Source organism: Methylopila turkensis (assembly GCF_027922325.1).
Classification (GTDB): Bacteria; Pseudomonadota; Alphaproteobacteria; order Rhizobiales; family Methylopilaceae; genus Methylopila; species Methylopila turkensis.
Genome location: NZ_BSFL01000005.1, coordinates 167,735 through 185,853, shown reverse-complemented (window position 1 = coordinate 185,853; position 18,119 = coordinate 167,735). Strand labels below are relative to the sequence as shown.

At 68.5% G+C, this 18,119-nt stretch carries 18 protein-coding genes; 6 read left to right on the top strand and 12 right to left on the bottom strand.

Annotated features, from left to right (window positions below):
- Window positions 1-30: 30 nt before the first annotated feature.
- Entirely contained in the window at window positions 31-741 is a 711-nt protein-coding gene (gene arsH, locus PKE78_RS17890; RefSeq protein ID WP_271202284.1) for an arsenical resistance protein ArsH, read from the bottom strand.
- Window positions 738-1,097: an ArsR/SmtB family transcription factor gene (locus PKE78_RS17885; RefSeq protein ID WP_271202283.1), complete on the bottom strand. Its 360-nt coding sequence runs from the start codon at window positions 1,095-1,097 to the stop codon at window positions 738-740. The genes arsH and PKE78_RS17885 overlap by 4 nt, the downstream gene beginning before the upstream one ends.
- A 149-nt stretch (window positions 1,098-1,246) precedes the next feature.
- Here PKE78_RS17885 and PKE78_RS17880 point away from each other — a divergent pair, with 149 nt between their 5' ends.
- On the top strand, window positions 1,247-2,062 hold the full coding sequence (locus PKE78_RS17880; protein WP_271202282.1) for a sulfite exporter TauE/SafE family protein: 816 nt from the start codon (window positions 1,247-1,249) through the stop codon (window positions 2,060-2,062).
- 26 nt (window positions 2,063-2,088) lie between these two features.
- On the opposite strand, the gene arsC is transcribed toward PKE78_RS17880, so the two are convergent.
- The 4 genes from arsC to PKE78_RS17860 are packed head-to-tail and all read right to left on the bottom strand — an operon-like array spanning window position 2,089 to window position 4,521.
- On the bottom strand, window positions 2,089-2,499 hold the full coding sequence (arsC, locus tag PKE78_RS17875; RefSeq protein ID WP_271202281.1) for an arsenate reductase (glutaredoxin): 411 nt from the start codon (window positions 2,497-2,499) through the stop codon (window positions 2,089-2,091).
- 10 nt (window positions 2,500-2,509) lie between these two features.
- Window positions 2,510-3,565, bottom strand: coding sequence for an ACR3 family arsenite efflux transporter (gene arsB, locus PKE78_RS17870; RefSeq protein ID WP_271202280.1), 1,056 nt, complete (start codon window positions 3,563-3,565; stop codon window positions 2,510-2,512).
- 22 nt (window positions 3,566-3,587) lie between these two features.
- Window positions 3,588-4,109, bottom strand: coding sequence for an arsenate reductase ArsC (locus tag PKE78_RS17865; RefSeq protein ID WP_271202279.1), 522 nt, complete (start codon window positions 4,107-4,109; stop codon window positions 3,588-3,590).
- Complete coding sequence (locus tag PKE78_RS17860; protein WP_271202278.1) at window positions 4,096-4,521, bottom strand: ArsR/SmtB family transcription factor; 426 nt, start codon at window positions 4,519-4,521, stop codon at window positions 4,096-4,098. Before PKE78_RS17860 ends, PKE78_RS17865 begins: the two co-directional genes overlap by 14 nt.
- Before the next feature lie 161 nt (window positions 4,522-4,682).
- Between PKE78_RS17860 and PKE78_RS17855 the strand changes: the two genes are divergently transcribed.
- The gene (locus PKE78_RS17855; protein ID WP_271202277.1) at window positions 4,683-4,922 is read left to right on the top strand and encodes a hypothetical protein; all 240 of its coding nucleotides are present in this window, start codon (window positions 4,683-4,685) and stop codon (window positions 4,920-4,922) included.
- Between the two features lie 46 nt (window positions 4,923-4,968).
- On the opposite strand, the gene PKE78_RS17850 is transcribed toward PKE78_RS17855, so the two are convergent.
- The 5 genes from PKE78_RS17850 to PKE78_RS17830 all read right to left on the bottom strand — a co-directional run bounded on the left by PKE78_RS17850 (window position 4,969) and on the right by PKE78_RS17830 (window position 11,738).
- Window positions 4,969-7,428 (bottom strand): arsenate reductase (azurin) large subunit, encoded by a 2,460-nt coding sequence (locus PKE78_RS17850; RefSeq protein ID WP_271202276.1) that lies wholly within the window; start codon window positions 7,426-7,428, stop codon window positions 4,969-4,971.
- Between the two features lie 10 nt (window positions 7,429-7,438).
- A complete protein-coding gene (locus tag PKE78_RS17845) occupies window positions 7,439-7,960 on the bottom strand; it encodes an arsenate reductase (azurin) small subunit (protein ID WP_271202275.1) in 522 nt (173 codons plus the stop codon).
- A 179-nt stretch (window positions 7,961-8,139) separates the two neighbouring features.
- Complete coding sequence (locus PKE78_RS17840) at window positions 8,140-9,453, bottom strand: sigma-54-dependent transcriptional regulator (RefSeq protein WP_271202274.1); 1,314 nt, start codon at window positions 9,451-9,453, stop codon at window positions 8,140-8,142.
- Entirely contained in the window at window positions 9,443-10,867 is a 1,425-nt protein-coding gene (locus PKE78_RS17835; protein WP_271202273.1) for a sensor histidine kinase, read from the bottom strand. The genes PKE78_RS17840 and PKE78_RS17835 overlap by 11 nt, the downstream gene beginning before the upstream one ends.
- A gap of 4 nt (window positions 10,868-10,871) precedes the next feature.
- Entirely contained in the window at window positions 10,872-11,738 is an 867-nt protein-coding gene (locus PKE78_RS17830) for a substrate-binding domain-containing protein (protein ID WP_309299126.1), read from the bottom strand.
- A gap of 187 nt (window positions 11,739-11,925) precedes the next feature.
- On the opposite strand from PKE78_RS17830, the gene PKE78_RS17825 reads away from it, so the two are divergent.
- From PKE78_RS17825 to PKE78_RS17810, 4 genes are all read left to right on the top strand, one after another.
- Window positions 11,926-12,297, top strand: a complete 372-nt coding sequence (locus PKE78_RS17825) for a hypothetical protein (protein ID WP_271202272.1) — start codon at window positions 11,926-11,928, stop codon at window positions 12,295-12,297.
- A gap of 140 nt (window positions 12,298-12,437) precedes the next feature.
- Window positions 12,438-12,842, top strand: a complete 405-nt coding sequence (locus tag PKE78_RS17820; protein WP_271202271.1) for a FixH family protein — start codon at window positions 12,438-12,440, stop codon at window positions 12,840-12,842.
- On the top strand, window positions 12,839-14,284 hold the full coding sequence (locus PKE78_RS17815; RefSeq protein WP_271202270.1) for an efflux RND transporter periplasmic adaptor subunit: 1,446 nt from the start codon (window positions 12,839-12,841) through the stop codon (window positions 14,282-14,284). Before PKE78_RS17820 ends, PKE78_RS17815 begins: the two co-directional genes overlap by 4 nt.
- A complete protein-coding gene (locus tag PKE78_RS17810) occupies window positions 14,281-17,433 on the top strand; it encodes an efflux RND transporter permease subunit (RefSeq protein ID WP_271202269.1) in 3,153 nt (1,050 codons plus the stop codon). Before PKE78_RS17815 ends, PKE78_RS17810 begins: the two co-directional genes overlap by 4 nt.
- On the opposite strand, the gene lspA is transcribed toward PKE78_RS17810, so the two are convergent.
- Window positions 17,430-17,915: a signal peptidase II gene (lspA, locus tag PKE78_RS17805; protein ID WP_271202268.1), complete on the bottom strand. Its 486-nt coding sequence runs from the start codon at window positions 17,913-17,915 to the stop codon at window positions 17,430-17,432. The two genes, PKE78_RS17810 and lspA, sit on opposite strands and share 4 nt — an antisense overlap.
- Between the last annotated feature and the right edge of the window lie 204 nt (window positions 17,916-18,119).

The following is an 18,119-nucleotide window of genomic DNA, read 5'->3' as shown; positions in this document are numbered from 1 at the left end:
GCCGGGCGGCGCCGACGCCGTCCCCACGCCTCAGACTGCCCGCTTGAGGTCGACCCGGGCCTCCAGCGCCGCGGCGCTCTCCTTCCGCTCGCTGTAACGGTCGGTCAGGTGGTCGGAGACGTCACGGGTGAGCAGCGTGAACTTCACCAGCTCCTCCATCACGTCGACTACGCGGTCGTAGTAGGCCGACGGCTTCATCCGGCCGTCCTCGCCGAACTCCTGGAAGGCCTTCGCCACCGACGACTGGTTCGGGATCGTGAGCATCCGCATCCAGCGGCCGAGCACGCGCATCTGGTTCAAGGCGTTGAACGACTGCGAGCCGCCCGAGACCTGCATGAGCGCGAGCGTGCGCCCCTGCGTCGGCCGGACCGAACCGACCGAGAGCGGGATCCAGTCGATCTGCGACTTCATCACGCCCGTCATGGCGCCGTGGCGCTCGGGACTGGTCCAGACCTGCGCCTCCGACCACAGCGACAGCTCGCGCAGCTCGGCGACCTTCGGGTGGTCCGCCGGGCCGTCGTCCGGCAGCGGAAGGCCTGCGGGGTCGTAGATGCGCGTCTCGCAGCCGAGCCGCTTCAGCAGGCGCTCGGCCTCCAGCGTCATCAGGCGGCTGTAGGAGACGGGCCGGAGCGAGCCGTAGAGCAGCAGGACGCGCGGTGGATGGGTCGAGCGGGGGCCGTGAAGCCGGGAGAGGTCCGTCGGCTGGAACGAGGCCTCGTCGAGGTTCGGAAGGTCTGTCACGAGCGGTCGCCTTTCTTGGGCGCTGCGCCGCAGGACGAGGCCGTGGCCGCGAAGGCCGCGGCGACCTCCGGATGCCCGGCGCAGCAGTCCTTCAGCAGGAACGAGGCGAGCCCCTGAACCGCGTCCAGGTCGGCGCGGTAGACGACGAGCCGGCTCCGGCGCTCCGACTTCACGAGGCCGGCCCTCGCCAGGATCGCCAGATGGGTCGAGAGGGTGTTGTGGGGGACGTCGAGGCCGCGCGCGATCTCGCCGACCGGAAGTCCGTCAGGCTCGTGCATCACCAACAACCGGAACGCGTCGAGGCGCGTCGGCTGGGCGAGCGCCCCGAAGGCGTCGATGACTTCTGATTTGTCCATATGTCGACGTACATCGACAAATGGACGGAAGTCAAATCGACTTCGCTCTCGTTGTTGGGTCTGAGGCCGTTGTCTCCATTGCCCGCAGGGACCTATTCGGCAATGACATCGCAGCGGCCGGCCCTACCGACTGCCCGGGAGCTCAAGCGATGACCATCCAGTCGACCGACCGTTCCACCGGAGCGGCCGAGCATCGTCCGGCGGCAGCCTTCACGGGCGGCGCCGTCATCGGCACGCTCGGCGGACTGATCGGCCTCGGCGGCGCGGAGTTCCGGCTACCTCTGCTGATCTCGGTGTTCCGCTTCGCGGCCCTTGAGGCGGTCATCCTCAACAAGGCCATGAGCCTCGTCGTGGTCGCGACCGCTCTGCCGTTCCGCGCGATGAGCGTGCCGTTCGATGACGTGATGGCGAACTGGCCAATCATCCTGAACCTTCTGGCGGGCAGCCTGCTCGGGGCCTGGCTCGGCGCAGGTTGGGCGACCAGGCTCCGCTCGGAGACGCTCTACAAGGTCATCGCGGTCCTGCTGGTCTTGATCGCCATCGTCTTGCTGTTCGGGCACGACGCGACCGCGGGCTCGCCGCCGTTCTCCGGCGCCACGCTGGTCGTCGCCGGGATCGCCGCGGGCTTCGTCATCGGGGTCGTGGCCTCCCTGCTCGGGGTCGCCGGCGGGGAACTGCTGATCCCGACGCTGGTCCTGCTGTTCGGCGCAGACATCAAGCTCGCCGGAAGCCTGTCGCTCGCAGTCAGCCTGCCGACCATGATCGTCGGCTTCACCCGCTACAGCCGCGACCAGTCCTTCTCCGTGCTCGGCCGCAACAAGCCGTTCCTGCTGGTCATGGCCGCAGGCTCGGTCGTCGGCACGTTCATAGGCGGCCTGTTGCTCGGGGTCGTGCCATCAGGCCTGCTCTTGCCGCTGCTCGCCGTCATCCTGCTGGTGTCCGCGGGGAAGGTCTGGCGGCACTGAGGGCGGCCAAGGTCGTCGGCGGCGGCTCAGCCCGCTCGGACGACCTCGCCGTCCTCCTTGGTGAAGTCCACAGCCAACGGCGCAGGCAGAATCTCGATCACGACCTCGGAGGGGCGGCAGAGACGCACGCCGCGTGAGGTGAACACGAACGGGCGGTTGATCAGGATCGGGTGCGCCAGCATCGCGTCGATGATCGCGTCGTCGGTGACTGACGGATCGCCGAGCCCGAGCTCCGCGAAGGGCGTCCCCTTCTCCCGGGCGGCCTCGCGCGGCGTCAGGCCGGCGGCTGCGATGGCCTTCGCCAGTTCTTCGCGCGTCGGCGGCGCCTTCAGGTACTCGACGACGGTCGGCTCGATGCCCGCAGCGCGGATCATCGCCAGCGTGTTGCGGGACGTGCCGCATTCCGGGTTGTGCCAGATGGTGACGGCCTCGGTCATGACGACCTCCTCAGGTCTTCTGCTGCGAGGCGACCGCGCGGACGCCGCGGGCCTCGTACCAGGGCTTCGAGCGGTTCACGATCCAGACGACCGAGAGCATCACGGGCACCTCGATCAGGACGCCGACGACGGTGGCGAGCGCCGCCCCGGACTTGAAGCCGAACAGGCTGATCGCGGCTGCCACCGCGAGCTCGAAGAAGTTCGAGGCGCCGATCAGCGCTGAGGGGCCGGCCACGCAGTGTGCCTCCCCGGTCGCGCGGTTCAGCAGGTAGGCGAGCCCAGAATTGAAGTAGACCTGGATCAGGATCGGCACGGCGAGCAGCGCGATGACCGCGGGCTGCGCGATGATCTGCTCTCCCTGGAAGGCGAACAGCAGGACCAGCGTCGCGAGCAGCGCGACGAGGGACAGCGACTGGATCGCCGAAAGCAGCTTGCCGAGAGCCGCCTCGCCGCCGGAGGCGAGGATCCGCGAGCGCAGGATTTGTGCCGCGATGACAGGGACCAGGATGTAGAGGCCGACCGAGAGGATCAGCGTGTTCCACGGCACGGTGATCGACGACAGCCCGAGCAAAAGCGCGACGATCGGCGCGAAGGCGACGATCATGATCGCGTCGTTTACCGCGACCTGGCTCAGCGTGAACAGCGGGTCGCCCTTGGTGAGATTCGACCACACAAACACCATTGCTGTGCAGGGAGCCGCGGCCAGAAGGATCAGCCCGGCGATGTAGCTGTCGATTTGGTCCGCGGGCAGGTAGGGCCGGAACAGCCAGCCGATGAACAGCCAACCGAGCAGCGCCATCGAGAACGGCTTCACCGCCCAGTTGATGAACAGCGTCACCGAGATGCCCCGCCAGTGCGAGCCGACCTCGCGGAGCGCCGCGAAGTCGACCTTAATCAGCATGGGGATGATCATCAGCCAGATCAGCACCGCGACGGGCAGGTTCACGCTCGCGACCTCGAGCGCGCCGATCGCCTGAAAGAAGCCGGGCGCCGCGTAGCCGAGCGCGACGCCGACGATGATGCAGAGGAAGACCCAGACGGTCAGGTAGCGTTCGAACAGGGACATCGGCTCGTTCTTCTCGAGGGTCTTAGGCGGCGGACGGGTGGGCCTTGCCGATCTCGTCGAGGCGGCGCTGCAGCGACAGCTTGTCGATGGTCTTTAGCGGCAGGCTGACGAAGATCGAGATGCGGTTCGTCAGGCCGCGCATCGTGTCGGCGAAGGCGAGCGCCTTCTCGGTGTCCGAGCCCTGGAAGGCTGCCGGGTCCTCCATTCCCCAGTGCGCCGACATGGGCTGTCCGGGCCAGTAGGGGCACTCCTCCCCGGCGGCGTCATCGCAGACGGTGAACACGAAATCGAGCTCCGGCGCGCCGGGCTCGGCGAACTCGTGCCAGGACTTCGAGCGGAGGCCCGAGACGTCGAAATTGGTCCGCTTGAGCAAGTCGAGCGCGAAGGGGTTGACCTCGCCGCGCGGATGGCTCCCGGCAGAAAACGCCTTGAAGCGGCCCTGGCCCTCCCGGTTCATCACGCACTCGGCGATGATCGAGCGCGCGGAGTTGCCCGTGCAGAGGAACAGGACGTTGTAGGGACGCTGGGCTTCAGTCGCATCCATCGTTCTTCTCCCGGTCGGATGGACGGGGGCCGCATCCGCAGCTCCCCTGGAGGGTTTCGAAGATTGGCGCGCAGACCTCGGGGCGGCCGTTGCAGCAGTCGGTCAGCAGGTAGCCGACAAGGCCGCGCATGCCCTCGAGGTCGGCGCTGTAGAGGATCGAGCGGCCGTCCCTGACGCCCTTGACCAAGCCCGCACGGGACAGGATCGCGAGGTGCGTCGAGAGGGTGTTCTGCAGGCAGCCGACGGCATCGGCGATCACGCCCGCCGGAAGGCCTTCCGGGGCGCGCGAGACCAGCATGCGGAAGATGCGCAGCCTGGTGACCTGACCGAGCGCCGACAGGGCCTCGACCGCGGAGACATCCTCCTCGGTCATCGGTCCGGAGTCGGCGGGGCCGGCCCCCGGCTTGGTCATGGCGTTCATGCGTGGCCTACGACATTTGACTAGATATCGAGAATACTCGATGTATCGTTATATGAGCGAGGAAGCGGGGTCAACGCCGATGGTCGCCGGATTGGCCTCCGAGCCGCAGGAGCGAGATGTCGAGGATCCCCGGACAGGCCCTATGGAGCGTGATGGCGGCGTTCGCCCTGGCGGCGACGGCGATGGATCTCGGCCGCTGGGGCGCCGAACGCAACGCCGCCGGCCAGGATCTGCTGGCCGCCGCGCCCGTCGCGATGCTCGCGGCCGCGACGCTCGTCGCCTACGCCGTGGCGCGCGTCGGCGGGACCTCCCGCAACGCCTTCCGGATCGCGGGGCTCGGCTCCGCTGTCGTCCTCTTCGGCTACGTGCTGCTCGCGAGGGGCGCCGCGTGAGCGACGATCGGGCGCCGGGAGGTTTGCCGTCCCGGCGCCCGACACCTTAGGCCCGGTACTCCTTGGACTTGTAGCTCGCGTTCCTGACGCTCTCGGGCGCGTCGGAGATCTTCCGGATCGCGCCCCAGGTCTGCTTGTAGTTCGGGATGACGAACTCGTTCACGCCCGCCGACACCACGTTGCCCTGCACCCCCGTCGGATAGCCGAACAGCATGAAGGCCTGCCCGCGCTTGGCCGACGGCGTCGGGTAGGCCATGGCCTGCGTCGCGCCGTTGTCGTTGTGGATTTCGACGAGGTCGCCCTCGCCGAGTTTCAGCTCCGCCATGTCGTCGGGGTTCATCTCGACGAACGGGTACGGCCAGCGGTCCTGCACGAACTCGTCCGCCTGGTCGAGGTAGGCGCTCTGCCAGACGAGGTTCGCGCGCCCGTTGTTGATCAGGAACGGGAACTTGTCCTTCTCGGCCTGCTTGCCCGCCGCCTGCAGCCCGCGCCACGGGGTCTCGGCGAACGTCGCCTTCCCGTCCTTCGACTTGAACTTGCCGTCGGCGAAGAGGCGTTTGGTGCCGACGATCTTGCCGTCCTGGAACCCGGTCGCGGGCTCCTGGAAGCCGTTGTTGCCCATCGTGCGGAGCCGCTCGTAGGTGACGTGCTCGCCGCCGCCCTCGTGGGAGTGGTAGCCGTCCCTGAAGGCGTCCTCCTCGGTCTCCCAGTCGAAGCCCTTGAACCTGTCGGCAACGTCCGACTTGCCCGCGGCCCGGAACACGCGCTCGAGGTTGTTGGCGAGCCGGGCTGCGATCAGGCAGTCCGGCATCGCCTGCCCGGGAGGGTCCATGTAGCGCTCGGTGAGCCGCATGCGCCGCTCGCCGTTCATGGAGGTCAGGTTCATCTCGCCGGAAGTCGCCGCGGGCAGGATCACGTGCGCCGCGGCGCCGATCTTGGTGGTGACGATGTCCACGTCGACCGAGAACAGGCCGCCCTTGCGGATCGCGCCCATGATCGCCTCGACCATGGCGTCGCGGTCGCCGTACGGGACCGAGTTCATCGCGTCCTTCACGAGGTCGGTCCGCTGCTTGTAGACGCGCTTGAACTCCATGGCGTTCAGCGTGGTCTTGTAGTGGTCGCAGCCCCACACGTGGTGGACCCCGCCCTTGCCCTCGATCAGCAGCTTGTCGACGTAGGGAGCCGGACGGCCGACGTGGGCGTCGGACGGGCGGCAATAGCCTTCTTGGTGCCCGCCCATGCGGACGCAGCCGCCGCCCGGTCGGCCGACGTTGCCCGTGGCGAGCGCGAGGTTCACCAGCGCCTGGTTGGTCCGGTAGTTGTCGTTGCCCCAGATCAGGCCCTTCTCGTAGGCGAACATGGTCCGTCGCCTGTAGCTTCCGCCCTTCGGCTCCGCGATCCAGGTGATCGCCTTGACGATGTCCGCCTCGGAGAGGCCCGTCGCCTTCGCGGCCTCCGAGACCGAGACCTTGTTGGCCGCGAGCGCCTTGTCGAAGTCCTTGGTGGAGGCCTCGATGAACGGCTTGTCGATCCACCCCTTCTCGGCCGCGTAGCTCAGCCAGGCGTTGAACAGGATCAGGTCGGTGCCGGACTCGATCGCGAGGTGGAGGACGTTGTCCTTGCCCGCGGTCTCGCAGGCGTTGACGGACACCGTGCGGCGCGGGTCGACGAACACGATGCGGCCGCGCTCGGTCGGCTCGTCCCCGAACGTCGCCTTCTTCTTGGCCGCCGACATGCCGTTCAGGTTCGGCATCCAGTGGTTCAGGAAGTAGTTGGTCTGGGCCTCGAGCGGGTTGTTGCCGACGCAGACGATCGTGTCGGCGAGCTCGGCGTCCTCGTAGCAGTTGTTCAGTTCGCCGACGCCCATGTCGCGGGAGCCGTGGACCTCGGAATTGTAGGCGGGCCTGTTGTGGATGCGGATGTTCCGCACCTTCATGGCCTCGAAGTAGAGCTTGCCCGTGCCCCAGGTGTTCTCGTAGCCGCCGCCGGCCCCGCCGTGGTCGAAGGCCGAGACAAAGAGGCCGTCCTCGCCCTGCTCGGCGATCACCGCCGCGGTCACGCGGGCGACGAGGTCGAGCGCGTCGTCCCAGCTCGTCGGCTGGATCTGGCCGTAGCGCCAGACGAGCGGGTCGGTCAGGCGCTGGAGCTGGGTCCCGCGCGTCTTCGAGTGGCTCATCTCCGCCATGCGCGCGCCGCGCACGGAGCCGAGGCCAGAGTTTACGACGCAGCCTTTGTCGGGCTTGATGACGATGTGGACGTCGCGGCCGTCCTGGCGGACGACGTTGTACATCGACGGGGCGTACCAGGCTTCCGTGTCCTGGACCTGCTGCTTGCCGAGGTCGACGCCGAAGGCGTTGGACTTCGGGTCGGTCCCGCCCTCGTACCGCGCGTCCCAGGTGTAGGCCTTGTAGCCGCAGCCGACGATGCAGTAGTGGCAGGTGACGTTGTGCTGCTTGGCGTCCGCGGGGACGATGGGCAGCCGCCCGATCTGGCGCTTGTAGACCATCTGATCCTCCTCAGAGCGTGTTCGACAGGCGGCCGTAGAGAAGCTCGTCCACACCCTCGGCGTAGATGTCGCCCTTCTCGTCGACCCGCAGCGCGTACTGGGGGAGGTTCTGGGTCGCGTGCCCCCACACCTGCTGCCCGCCCTTCTCGCAGTCGAAGCGCGAGAAGTGCCCGGGGCAGTTCAGCGTCCGGTCCTCCGGGCGGTAGTTCATGTAGAAGCCCTTATGCGGGCAGAGCGCGGCGAAGCCGACGATGTCGCCGTCGGGGCCGACGCCGCCCTCGACGCGCTTGCCGAGCTTGAGCAGCACGCCGGGCGCGTCCTGGTCGGGATAGGCGACGACGAACGCCGCGTCGGGCTTGAGGTCGCTGACATTGCCGAGCCTGTTTGACGGGTACTTCACCAGCGCGGCCGGCGCCGCAGCTTGCGCCTGCGTCGGCATGACCGCCGCGGCCGCTCCTCCGGCCGCCGCCAGTCCGGCGCCGGCCAAAAATCGACGTCGACCCGCGTCGACGAGTTTCTCGCAGCTCTTCATGAGCCCCTCCCGAGTTTTGGCCCGTGCCATCGAACGGGCGGGAGAGGCGTTGCAGGGCGCGGGCCAGCGTTCGGACTTGTTCAAAATCAAAGGAAGGCGGCCGCGCCGTCATGGCGACCGGAGCCGCGGCGTTCGGAAACCCGAACATGGCCGGGCTCCAGAAACCGGATATTCGGACGTCAGTCGGCGGGCTTGAGGCCGAGCCGCCTCATCTTTTCCCAGAGCGTCGTGCGGCCGAGGCCGAGGAGCCTCGCCGCCGCGCCGATCTCGCCGCCCGACGCCTGCAGGGCGCGGGTTATGTGGCGGCGCTCAAGCGCCAGGCGCGCCTCTTCGAGCGAAGGCATTTGGTGCTGGGCCATCGCGTCTTGCCCATGCTCCGGGAACAGGTCCGCGGGCATGATCCAGGGGCCAAGCGCGAGCGTTGCGGCGCGCTCCACCCGATTCCTGAGCTCACGGACGTTGCCGGGCCAGTCGTGCGCGAGCGCCGCTTCCTCCGCCATGGCGCTCAGTCCCCGGGGCGGATCGGGCGATCGGGCGGCGAACTCCGCAAACGCGCGGTCCAGCAGCCAAGGTATGTCGTCGCGGCGCTCCCGAAGTGGGGGCATCCGAACCGACACGACGTTGATCCGGTAGAACAGGTCCTCGCGGAAGCGGCCTTCCTTGACCCGGGAGCCAAGGTCGGCGTTCGTCGCCGTGACCATTCGCCCTTCGAATCTCAGGGACTGCTCGCCGCCGACGCGCGTGTAGGTCCGATCCTCGATCAGCCTGAGCAGCTTGGCCTGCAGGTCGATCCGCATCTCGGCGATCTCGTCGAGGAACAGCGTGCCTCCGGCCGCACGTTCCACGTATCCCGCGTGCCTGCGCGTGGCGCCGCTGAAGGCGCCCCGCTCGTGGCCGAACAGCTCGCTCTCGAGGAGGTCCGCCGGGATCGCTGCGCAGTTGACCGCCATGAACGAGACGGGCTCGAGCGAGGCGGCCGAGTGGAGGAAGCGGGCGGCGACGTCCTTGCCCGTCCCGGTCTCGCCGCCGATCAGCACCGTGCTGCCGACCTTCGCCACGCGGCATAGCAGGCTCTCGACCTCGCGCATCGCGGGCGACACCCCGAGCGATCCGTCCGCCGTGGGCGCCTCGCTCACGATGCCGGACAGACGGTCGAGGAAGTCCTCCATCTCGAACGGCTTGGTGACGTAGTCGCCCGCGCCCGACCTCATGAGCCTGACGGCCTGGTCGATGTCTGCGTGGCCCGTGATGAACAGGAACGGCGGCGCCGAGGATCCGGAGGCCGCCTTGAAGACGTCCTCGCCGTTGAGGTCCGGCAACCGGATGTCGCAGATGACGGCGTGGCGGCGCTCTTGGCCGAGGCCCGCCAGCGCCGAGGCGCCGTCCCGCCACCAGGTGACCTTTGCGCCCTCGAGCTTGAGCCGCTGGACGAGGCTCTCGCCCATGATCGGATCGTCCTCGACGATTCCGATGGAGCGGCGTTCAAGCGACATCGGCGAGCGCCTGGTCTCGGGCGAGCGGCACGACCATGCGGACAAGCGTCCCGCCGCCGGGCAACGTCTCGGTCTCGAGCACGCCCTCGATCTCGGCCACGAGGCCCCGGGTGGTCCAGAGCCCGAGCCCGGCTCCCGCAGTCGGGATGCGCGCCGGGTCGGTCAGCATCGCGGCGGCATCGGCGGGCAGACCCTCGCCGCGGTCCCGCACCTCGAACGTGACCGAATCCGGCGTGCCGGCCACGGCGAGTTCGACCACGGACACGGGCGGCGCGGCCGCGATCGCGTTCAGCAGGATGTTGAGCAGCGCTTGTCGAACGGGACCGCTCGGGATCGGGACCTCCGCGGCCAGCCTGGCGGTGACCGTGACCCGGACGGACTTCCGCCTCGCCTCCGCCGCCACGAGAACGAGCAGGTCGTCGACGTCGTCCGGTTGAAGGTTGCGCGCGCCCTCCCGGGGTCGATGGACAGCGAGCGTCGTGCGGACCACGTCGCGTATCCCCGCCAGACCGCGTTCCAGAAGGCCGACCGCTCCCTCCCGGGCTGCGGGAAGGTGTCCGTGCGAACGCAGCGTCGAGATCGCGTTGAACAGGCCGCCGAGCGGGTTGTTGATCTCGTGCGCGACCGAGGAGGCCAGCCGCCCGAGGCTGCCGAGCCTCTCCTCCTCGGCGAGACGCTTGCGCAGCTCGTCGCGCTCCGCGATCGAGGTGGACAGGTCGTTGTAGGCGCCGAACATCCGCCGGAACTCGCCTCTGCTTCGCTGGACTTCCCAGTCCGCGATTGGGACGGCGACGCCGTCCGACGACGCCCCGAGATGCTCCGTCAGGACGCGGACTGGTCGCATCATCCGCGCGACCACCAGCCAGCCGGCGGCCACGAAGATGGCAAGCAGGATCCCGTTGGTGATCAGCAGGGTCGCGATCACGTCCCGCCGTTCGGCGGCGAGGTGGCTCGTGTCGAAGGTCGCGTAGAGGTGCCCGATGGTCCGACCGGGATAGGACAGCTCGCGGTGGGCACGGGCGGTGGCCGACCCGCTCTCGTAGGCGAATGGTCGGGACGCGCTTGGCACGAAGGCGGACCCGACCGTATGGTTCCGCGGGTCGGAGGCGGCGATCACCACGCCGCGCGGATCGGTGACGACCGCCTCGGACGGCCGGAGGCCCTTGTACTGAACCTGGGCGCGCGTGATCGCGTCGTAGACCTCCCAGACGTCGTCTCTCAGCACGGACGGGCCCACCGCGGAGGACAGGCCGTCGAGGTAGCCCTGGGCGAGTTCGCGAAGATGGCGTTGCTGGATGTCGCCGAGGCGGTCGAGCACTCGCTCCGATAGCACGGCCCCCGCGACCAGCATGAGGATGGCGACCGCGACCGGGACCTTGAACGCGATCGGCCAGCGTCTTGGGTCGACCCTCATGGCGCTATCCCGCCGCCGCGACCATCGCCGCCTTCGCGGCGATCGCGTCATAGAGACCCATTGGCTCGGTCGCGAAGCGATCAAGCTTCAGCAGCGCAAGCACCGCACGGCCATCGGCGTCGCCGTCCATACCGAGAAGTGCCGCCTTCAGGACGTTGAGGCGGCCTGCGTCCGGCGGAGACGCCGGCGCGGCGATAGGCGGGAAACCAAGCCATTCCGACGTGCGCAGGACCCTGGTGCGGGCGACGAACTTCGGCTCGAGCTCCGAGACGACGTCGTAGACATAGCCGTCGACCGACCCAGAGGCGGCGAGGCCCGAGGACACCGCCTCGATCACGTTGCGGTGCCCATAGGTGAAGAACGACCGCGAGAAGAAGGTCTCCGACCTCTCGCCGAGTTCCGCCAAGGCCGCGCGCGTGCAGAGGAAGCCGGAGTTCGAGTCCGGGTCGGAGAAGGCGTGGATGTCCCCGCGCAGCGCGGCGATACCACCAGCCTTCCGGTCCCTGTCGACGATCACGTAGGCGCGGTAGAGGGGCTGCCCCCTCCAGACGGGCGTCGCGACAAGCTGGAGCTCGGATCGGTGGGCGACGAACGGGAAGCCGCAGATCCAGGCGGCGTCGAGCTGGCCCGCCACGAGCATCGCGGTGACCTCCTGATAGGTGCGCCGCGTGACGAGCTCGACCGGACGGGCGGTGGCCTTCTCGAGGTAGGCCGCAAGACGCCCCGTGAGCTCGAGGTCGGACGACAGGAAGACCGGGGTGAGGCCGACGCGTATCGGCGCCGCAGCGCTTGGCGCGCCCGCGGCCACGCATGGCAACAGCGTCAGCGTCCCCATCAGGATCGTGCGCCTGCTGACGATGGGTGCAACCACCTCTCGTCCTCACTACCGTTCGGCGACGAAGGCTAGCAGAGATGGAGGTTGCGTCGAATTGTATTTGCTCGCTGGCCGAAGTCGCCGAGAAATCTAATCTGGGACCGCATGCCGGCGTAGGCTCATCAGCGACAATGCTTGGGCAAACCGACCGACGGCCGTCTTCACGAGCGCGGCGTTTAGGAGCATGGTCGCTGTCATGAACCTCGGCACCCGCGTGCGGCATCTTCTGGTCTTCGTGCTGATGCTCGGCGTCGGCGCGATCCCGGTCGCGGCGAACGCCGCGGCGGTCAGGGCCGCGACGCCTGTCGCCATGGACTCGATGGAGACCATGGCGGACGGCATGCCCTGCTGCCCGGATGACGCCCCGGTGATGCCGGATTGCCAGAAGAGCTGTCCGCTGCTCGCGACCTGCATGACAAAATACGCCCCCGCTGCGCCCGTGGCTGTCATGACCAGGTCGCATCGGATCTTGGTGCTGTCCGCCGTCCGTCCCGGTGACGACGCCGCCCGGGCAGGCCCGGTCTCCGAACCCCCGGCCCGACCTCCCCGAAGCTGAAGTCCGTCTACGGCGCCTCAAGGCGCCGAATCGCGCCGTACGGGTTCTGAGGAGCCTGCGCGGTCTCGAACCCGTGGCCGCAAGGCTGCGGGAAGACGTCCGGCCGAACGCCGGACAATGACGCACTTCGGATTTCAACAATGTACATGTTCCAAGCTCGGCGCCCGCGCGCCGCAATGCTGGCTGCCGTCATCTCGGCCGCCCTTCTCACCCCCGCGCTCGCCGACGTCTCCGACTATGAGTTCCAGCTCGTGGAGAGCGTCGCCAAGGTGGGCGACGCCGTCGTGGCGGTGCGCCTGGTCGATAAGCGAACCTCGAAGCCCGTTCCGGACGCGGTGATCTACTCGACCCGGATCGACATGGCGCCGGACGGCATGCCCACCATGTCGTCCGCCATCGACCCCGCGCCTTCCGACCAGCCGGGCGTATACCGCTTCAAGACCAAGCTAACGATGGAGGGCGGCTGGAGGCTGTCGCTCGCGGCCAAGGTGCAGGGCGAGACCGGCACGGTCGAGGGCAAGCTCGTGTTGCAGGCCAAGCCATGAAGGCGGCGGCCGTCGGCGGCATCCTGCTGGCGGCCGCCCTGGCGGGCGGCGGCTATTGGGCGGGACAGCGCGGCGTGGCCCCGGGAGCGACGGCCGTTCAGGCGGAAGGTCAGCCCGCTGCGACCGCCGCTGCCGGCCCGATCCTCTTCTACCGCGACCCGGACGATCGCCCGGTCTACTCGGCCGCGCCCCGGGCGACCGCGGACGGCAAGCCGTTCGCCGCCGTCCGCGAGGGCGAGGACGTCGGCTTCGATCCCTCCACGGGCGAGACCGTCGCGGCGAAGCCGGCAGCGGCGCCTGCAGTCTCTTCGAAGCCGTCCGGAGACCGCATCCTCTACTACCGCAATCCCATGGGCCTGCCGGACACCTCGCCGACGCCGAAGAAGGACTCGATGGGGATGGATTACATCCCCGTCCGAGAGGGCGGGGACGAGGGCGGCGCGGTCACCGTCGGCCAGGGCAAGCGACAGCGCTCGGGCGTGCGCACGGAGAGGCTCGGCCGCCGGACGCTGAGCGCTCCGCTCCGGGCGAGCGGATCCATACAGCTCGACGAGCGCCGGGTGTCGGTCGTTTCGGTCCGCTCCCAGTCCTTCGTCCAGAAGGTCGAGCAGGTCACGACGGGCGAGCCCGTCCGCAAGGGCCAGGTCCTGATGCAGGTCTACTCGCCGGAGGTCTCGGCGGCCGCCGCGCAGTTCCTGTCCGTGGTCGGCCAGCCCTCAGGAGCCGGACGCGCGGTCGTCGACGGAGCGCGGCGCAGGCTCGAGAACCTCGACGTGCCCGCTGCGGTGATCGACGCGATCGCCGCCTCCGGCAAGGTGCCCGCGACCATCGCCTGGCCGGCCCCGCGCGACGGGCTGATCCTGTCGCGCAACGCGGTCGACGGCATGCAGGCGATGCCGGGCGACGAGATGTTCCGCCTCGCCGACGTCTCGGTCGTCTGGGCGCTGCTCGACGTCGCCGAACGCGACCTCGCCAAGGTGGCCGCAGGCCAACCCGTGACCGTCCGGCCACGCGGGGCCGGCCAGAGCATCACAGGGCGCGTCACCCTGATCTACCCCGGCGTCAACCGCGAGACCCGCACCGCCCGCGTCCGCGTGGAGCTTCCGAACCCGGATCGCGCGCTGTTGCCCGACATGTACGTCGAGGCCGACATCGCGACCGGGGCCGGCGGCCCGGTGCTCGCCGCGCCCGACAGCGCGGTTCTCGACAGCGGAGACCGACAGGTGGTGCTTGTCGAGACGGGCGACGGCAGGTTCGAGCCGCGGCCTGTCAAGCTCGGTGTCAGAAGCGAGGGCTTCGTTGAGATCACGGCGGGCCTCGCCGAGGGCGAGACCGTCGTGGTCGGCGCCAACTTCCTCATCGACGCCGAGAGCAACCTGAAGGCCGCGCTGTCCGGACTGACGCCGCCCGACCCGTCCACGACGTCGGAGACCCGCAAGTGATCGCCCGGGTCATCGCGTGGTCGGCGCGCAACCTGGTGCTTGTTCTGGTCGCCACCGCCTTCGCGGTCGCCGGCGGCCTCTATGCGGTGAAGACCCTGCCGCTCGACGCCATTCCCGACCTCTCCGACGTCCAGGTCATCGTCTACACGGAACATCCGGGCCAGGGGCCGCAGGTGGTCGAGGACCAGGTCACCTATCCGCTGACGACCGCCATGCTGACCGTGCCGAAGTCGAAGGTCGTGCGCGGCTTCTCGTTCTTCGGCGTGTCCTTCGTCTACGTGATCTTCCAGGACGGCACGGACCCCTATTGGGCGCGCTCGCGCGTGCTGGAGTTCCTCAGCGCCGCCGCGCCGCGATTGCCCTCGAACGTCACGCCGACGCTCGGGCCGGACGCGACAGGGGTGGGCTGGGTCTACCAATACGCCGTCACGGCGAAGAACCAGACGCTGGCCGAGACCCGATCGACCCAGGATTGGCAAGTGCGCTTCGGGGCGTCGGCGGCGGAGGGCGTCGCGGAGGTCGCGAGCGTCGGCGGCTTCGCCAAGCAGTACAACGTCGTGGTCGATCCCCAGCGGCTTCGTGCGCTCGGCATCCCGTTGTCGAAGGTCCGCGACGTCGTCCGCGGCAGCAACATGGACACCGGCGGGCGGACGCTCGAGCTCAGCGAGTTCGAGTTCATGGTTCGGGGCCGCGGCTACCTCAAGGGCGTCGCCGACATCGAGAACGCCGTTCTGAAGGTCGATGGCGGCACGCCCGTCCTCGTGAAGGACGTCGCCCGTGTCGAGCTCGGGCCGGACGAGCGGCGCGGGATCGCCGAGCTCAACGGCGAGGGCGAGGTCGCGAGCGGCATCGTGCTGCAGCGCTTCGGCGCCAACGCCCTCGAAGTCATCGGCAACGTCAAGGCGAAGATCGCGGCGCTCGTGCCGAGCCTGCCCGCGGGCACCGAGATCCTTCCGGTCTACGACCGCTCGCACCTGATCGAGGCCGCGATCGAGACGCTGAAATCGACGCTGGTCGAGGAGAGCATCGTCGTCGCCCTGGTGACCATCGTCTTCCTTCTCCACGTCCGCAGCGCGCTGGTCGCGATCCTGATGCTGCCCGTCGGCATCCTCATGGCGTTCGGGGCGATGAAGGCGCTCGGGATCGGCGCCAACATCATGAGCCTCGGCGGCATCGCGATCGCGGTCGGCGCCATGATCGACGCCGCCATCGTCATGATCGAGAACGCCCACAAGCACCTGGAACGGGCGGCGCAGGGCAAACCGCGGGTGGAGGTCGTGATCGAGGCGGCGCAGGAGGTCGGCCCGTCGCTGTTCTTCAGCCTCCTCATCATCACCGTGTCGTTCCTGCCGATCTTCACGCTGGAGAGCCAGGAGGGCCGCCTGTTCGGGCCGCTCGCCTTCACCAAGACCTTCGCGATGGCGGCCGCTGCCATGCTGTCGGTCACCCTGGTCCCGGCGCTGATGGTGCTCTTCGTGCGCGGCCGGATCGTTCCCGAGCACAAGAATCCGGTGAACCGCCTGCTGATATGGCTTTACCGCCCGCTCATCCGCGGCGTGCTCAAGGCCAAGACGCTGACGATCCTGCTGGCGCTCGCCGCGCTCGGCGCTTCCTGGTGGCCCGCGACCCAGCTCGGCTCCGAGTTCATGCCTCCGCTCGACGAGGGCACGCTGATGTACATGCCGACGACGCTGCCGGGCATCTCGGTCTCGCGCTCCACCAAGCTGCTGCAGACGCAGGACAGGATCATCAAGTCGTTTCCGGAGGTCGCCTCCGTCTACGGCAAGGCGGGACGCGCAGCGACCGCGACCGACCCGGCGCCGAGCGAGATGACCGAGACCATCATCAACCTGAAGCCGAAGGCCGAGTGGCGGCCAGGCGTGACGACCGAGAGCCTCAAGGCCGAGATGGACAAGGCCCTCCAGTTTCCGGGCGTTTCCAACGCCTGGACCATGCCGATCCGCGCCCGCATCGACATGTTGGCGACGGGCATCCGCACGCCCGTCGGGATCAAGGTCTACGGATCCGACCTTGTGGAGATGGAGAAGCTCGCCCGCGAGGTCGAGCAGGCGGTCAAGACCGTGCCGGGCACGTCGAGCGCTTACGCCGAGCGCGTCATCGGCGGCTACTACCTCGACATCACGCCGGACCGCTCGGCGCTCGCCCGCTACGGACTGATGGTGAGCGACGTGCAGGACGTGATCGCGACCGCGCTCGGCGGCGAGACAGTGACGACCACGGTGGAGGGCCGCGAGCGCTACGCCGTCAATGTCCGCTACCCCCGGGACCTGCGCAGCGATCCCCAGTCGATCGGACGCGAAGTCCTGGTGCCGATGGCGGCTGGCGGGACGGTGCCGCTCGGAGAGGTCGCCAGCATCAAGCGCACCCGCGGGCCGACCTCGATCCGGACCGAAAACGGCAGGCTCGCGATCTACATCTTCGTCGACATCGTCGGGCGGGACCTCGGCGGCTATGTCGCGGATGCGCGGAAAGCGGTGGCCGAGCGGGTCGCGCTACCGACCGGATCTTCGATCGAGTGGAGCGGGCAGTTCGAATATCTGGAGCGGGCGGAGGCGCGGCTGAAGATCGTCGTGCCGCTGACGCTCGGCCTCATCTTCCTGCTGCTCTACCTCAATTTCCGCCGCCTGACCGAGACGCTGATCGTCATGCTCTCGCTCCCCTTTGCGCTGGTCGGCGGGCTCTGGCTGATGTGGTGGCTCGGGTTCAACCTGTCGGTAGCGGTCGCCGTCGGCTTCATCGCGCTCGCGGGCGTCGCGGCCGAGACGGGCGTGATCATGCTCATTTACCTCGACCACGCGCTCGAAGAGGTGAAGGCGCGCCGGGCGGCCGAGGGCAAGGCGTTTACGCGCGACGACCTGCACGACGCGATCATGATCGGAGCGGTCGAGCGCGTGAGGCCGAAGATGATGACCGTGGTCGCCATCATGGCCGGACTGCTGCCGATCCTTTGGAGCACGGGCGCCGGCTCCGAGGTCATGCAGCGCATCGCCGTCCCGATGATCGGCGGCATGGTCTCGTCAACGGTGCTGACGCTGGTGGTGATTCCCGCAGTCTATGGCTTAGTGAAGGGGTATGGGCTGGCCACGGAGGCTGGGCGCAGAACCCTTCTGCCTCAAGGATTGAATTAGACGTCGCCGTCGGCGGCCGGGCTTCGTCCGGCGACCACGTCGAACAAGACCAGGCACACGCCGAGGGTGATGAGGACGTCGGCGAAATTGAACGTGAAAAGACTGACGTCGAAGGGGTGAAGGTGCAGGAAATCGGTCACCGCACCGTTCGCGATGCGGTCGACCAGATTGCCGATCGCGCCTCCGACGATCAGCGAGAAACCGAGGCGCTCGGGCGTGGTGGTCGCCCGCACGAGGAGCCAGCCGACGAACAGCGTTCCGGCGAACTGGACGAGGATCAGCAGCAGGAGGGCACCATCCGCCTCCGCCGGAAACAGGCTGAAGCTGATCCCGGTGTTCTCCTGCAGGTGAAGACTGAGGAATGGCAGGAACGGAGTCGACCCATCGCCGATCCCGGCCTTCGCCATGCCCTTCAGTAGCAGGTCAGAGGCGGCCGCGGCGAAAACAGATCCAACGATCACTGCATGCCGACGTTCGAACACGTGCGCTTTCCGCCGCCCGTCAATTCCCATCGCTGCGACTCGCCGGATAGCTCGCGAACACCTCGGCGCTGCCGTCTCGCTTGAGCAGCAGGACCTCATATGCCTCGGCCTTCCCCGGCATACCGGGCGACCCTGTCGGCATGTCCGGGACCACCACGTTCGCGATCAATTCACTCCGCTTCATCGCAGCGACCCTGTCGTCCA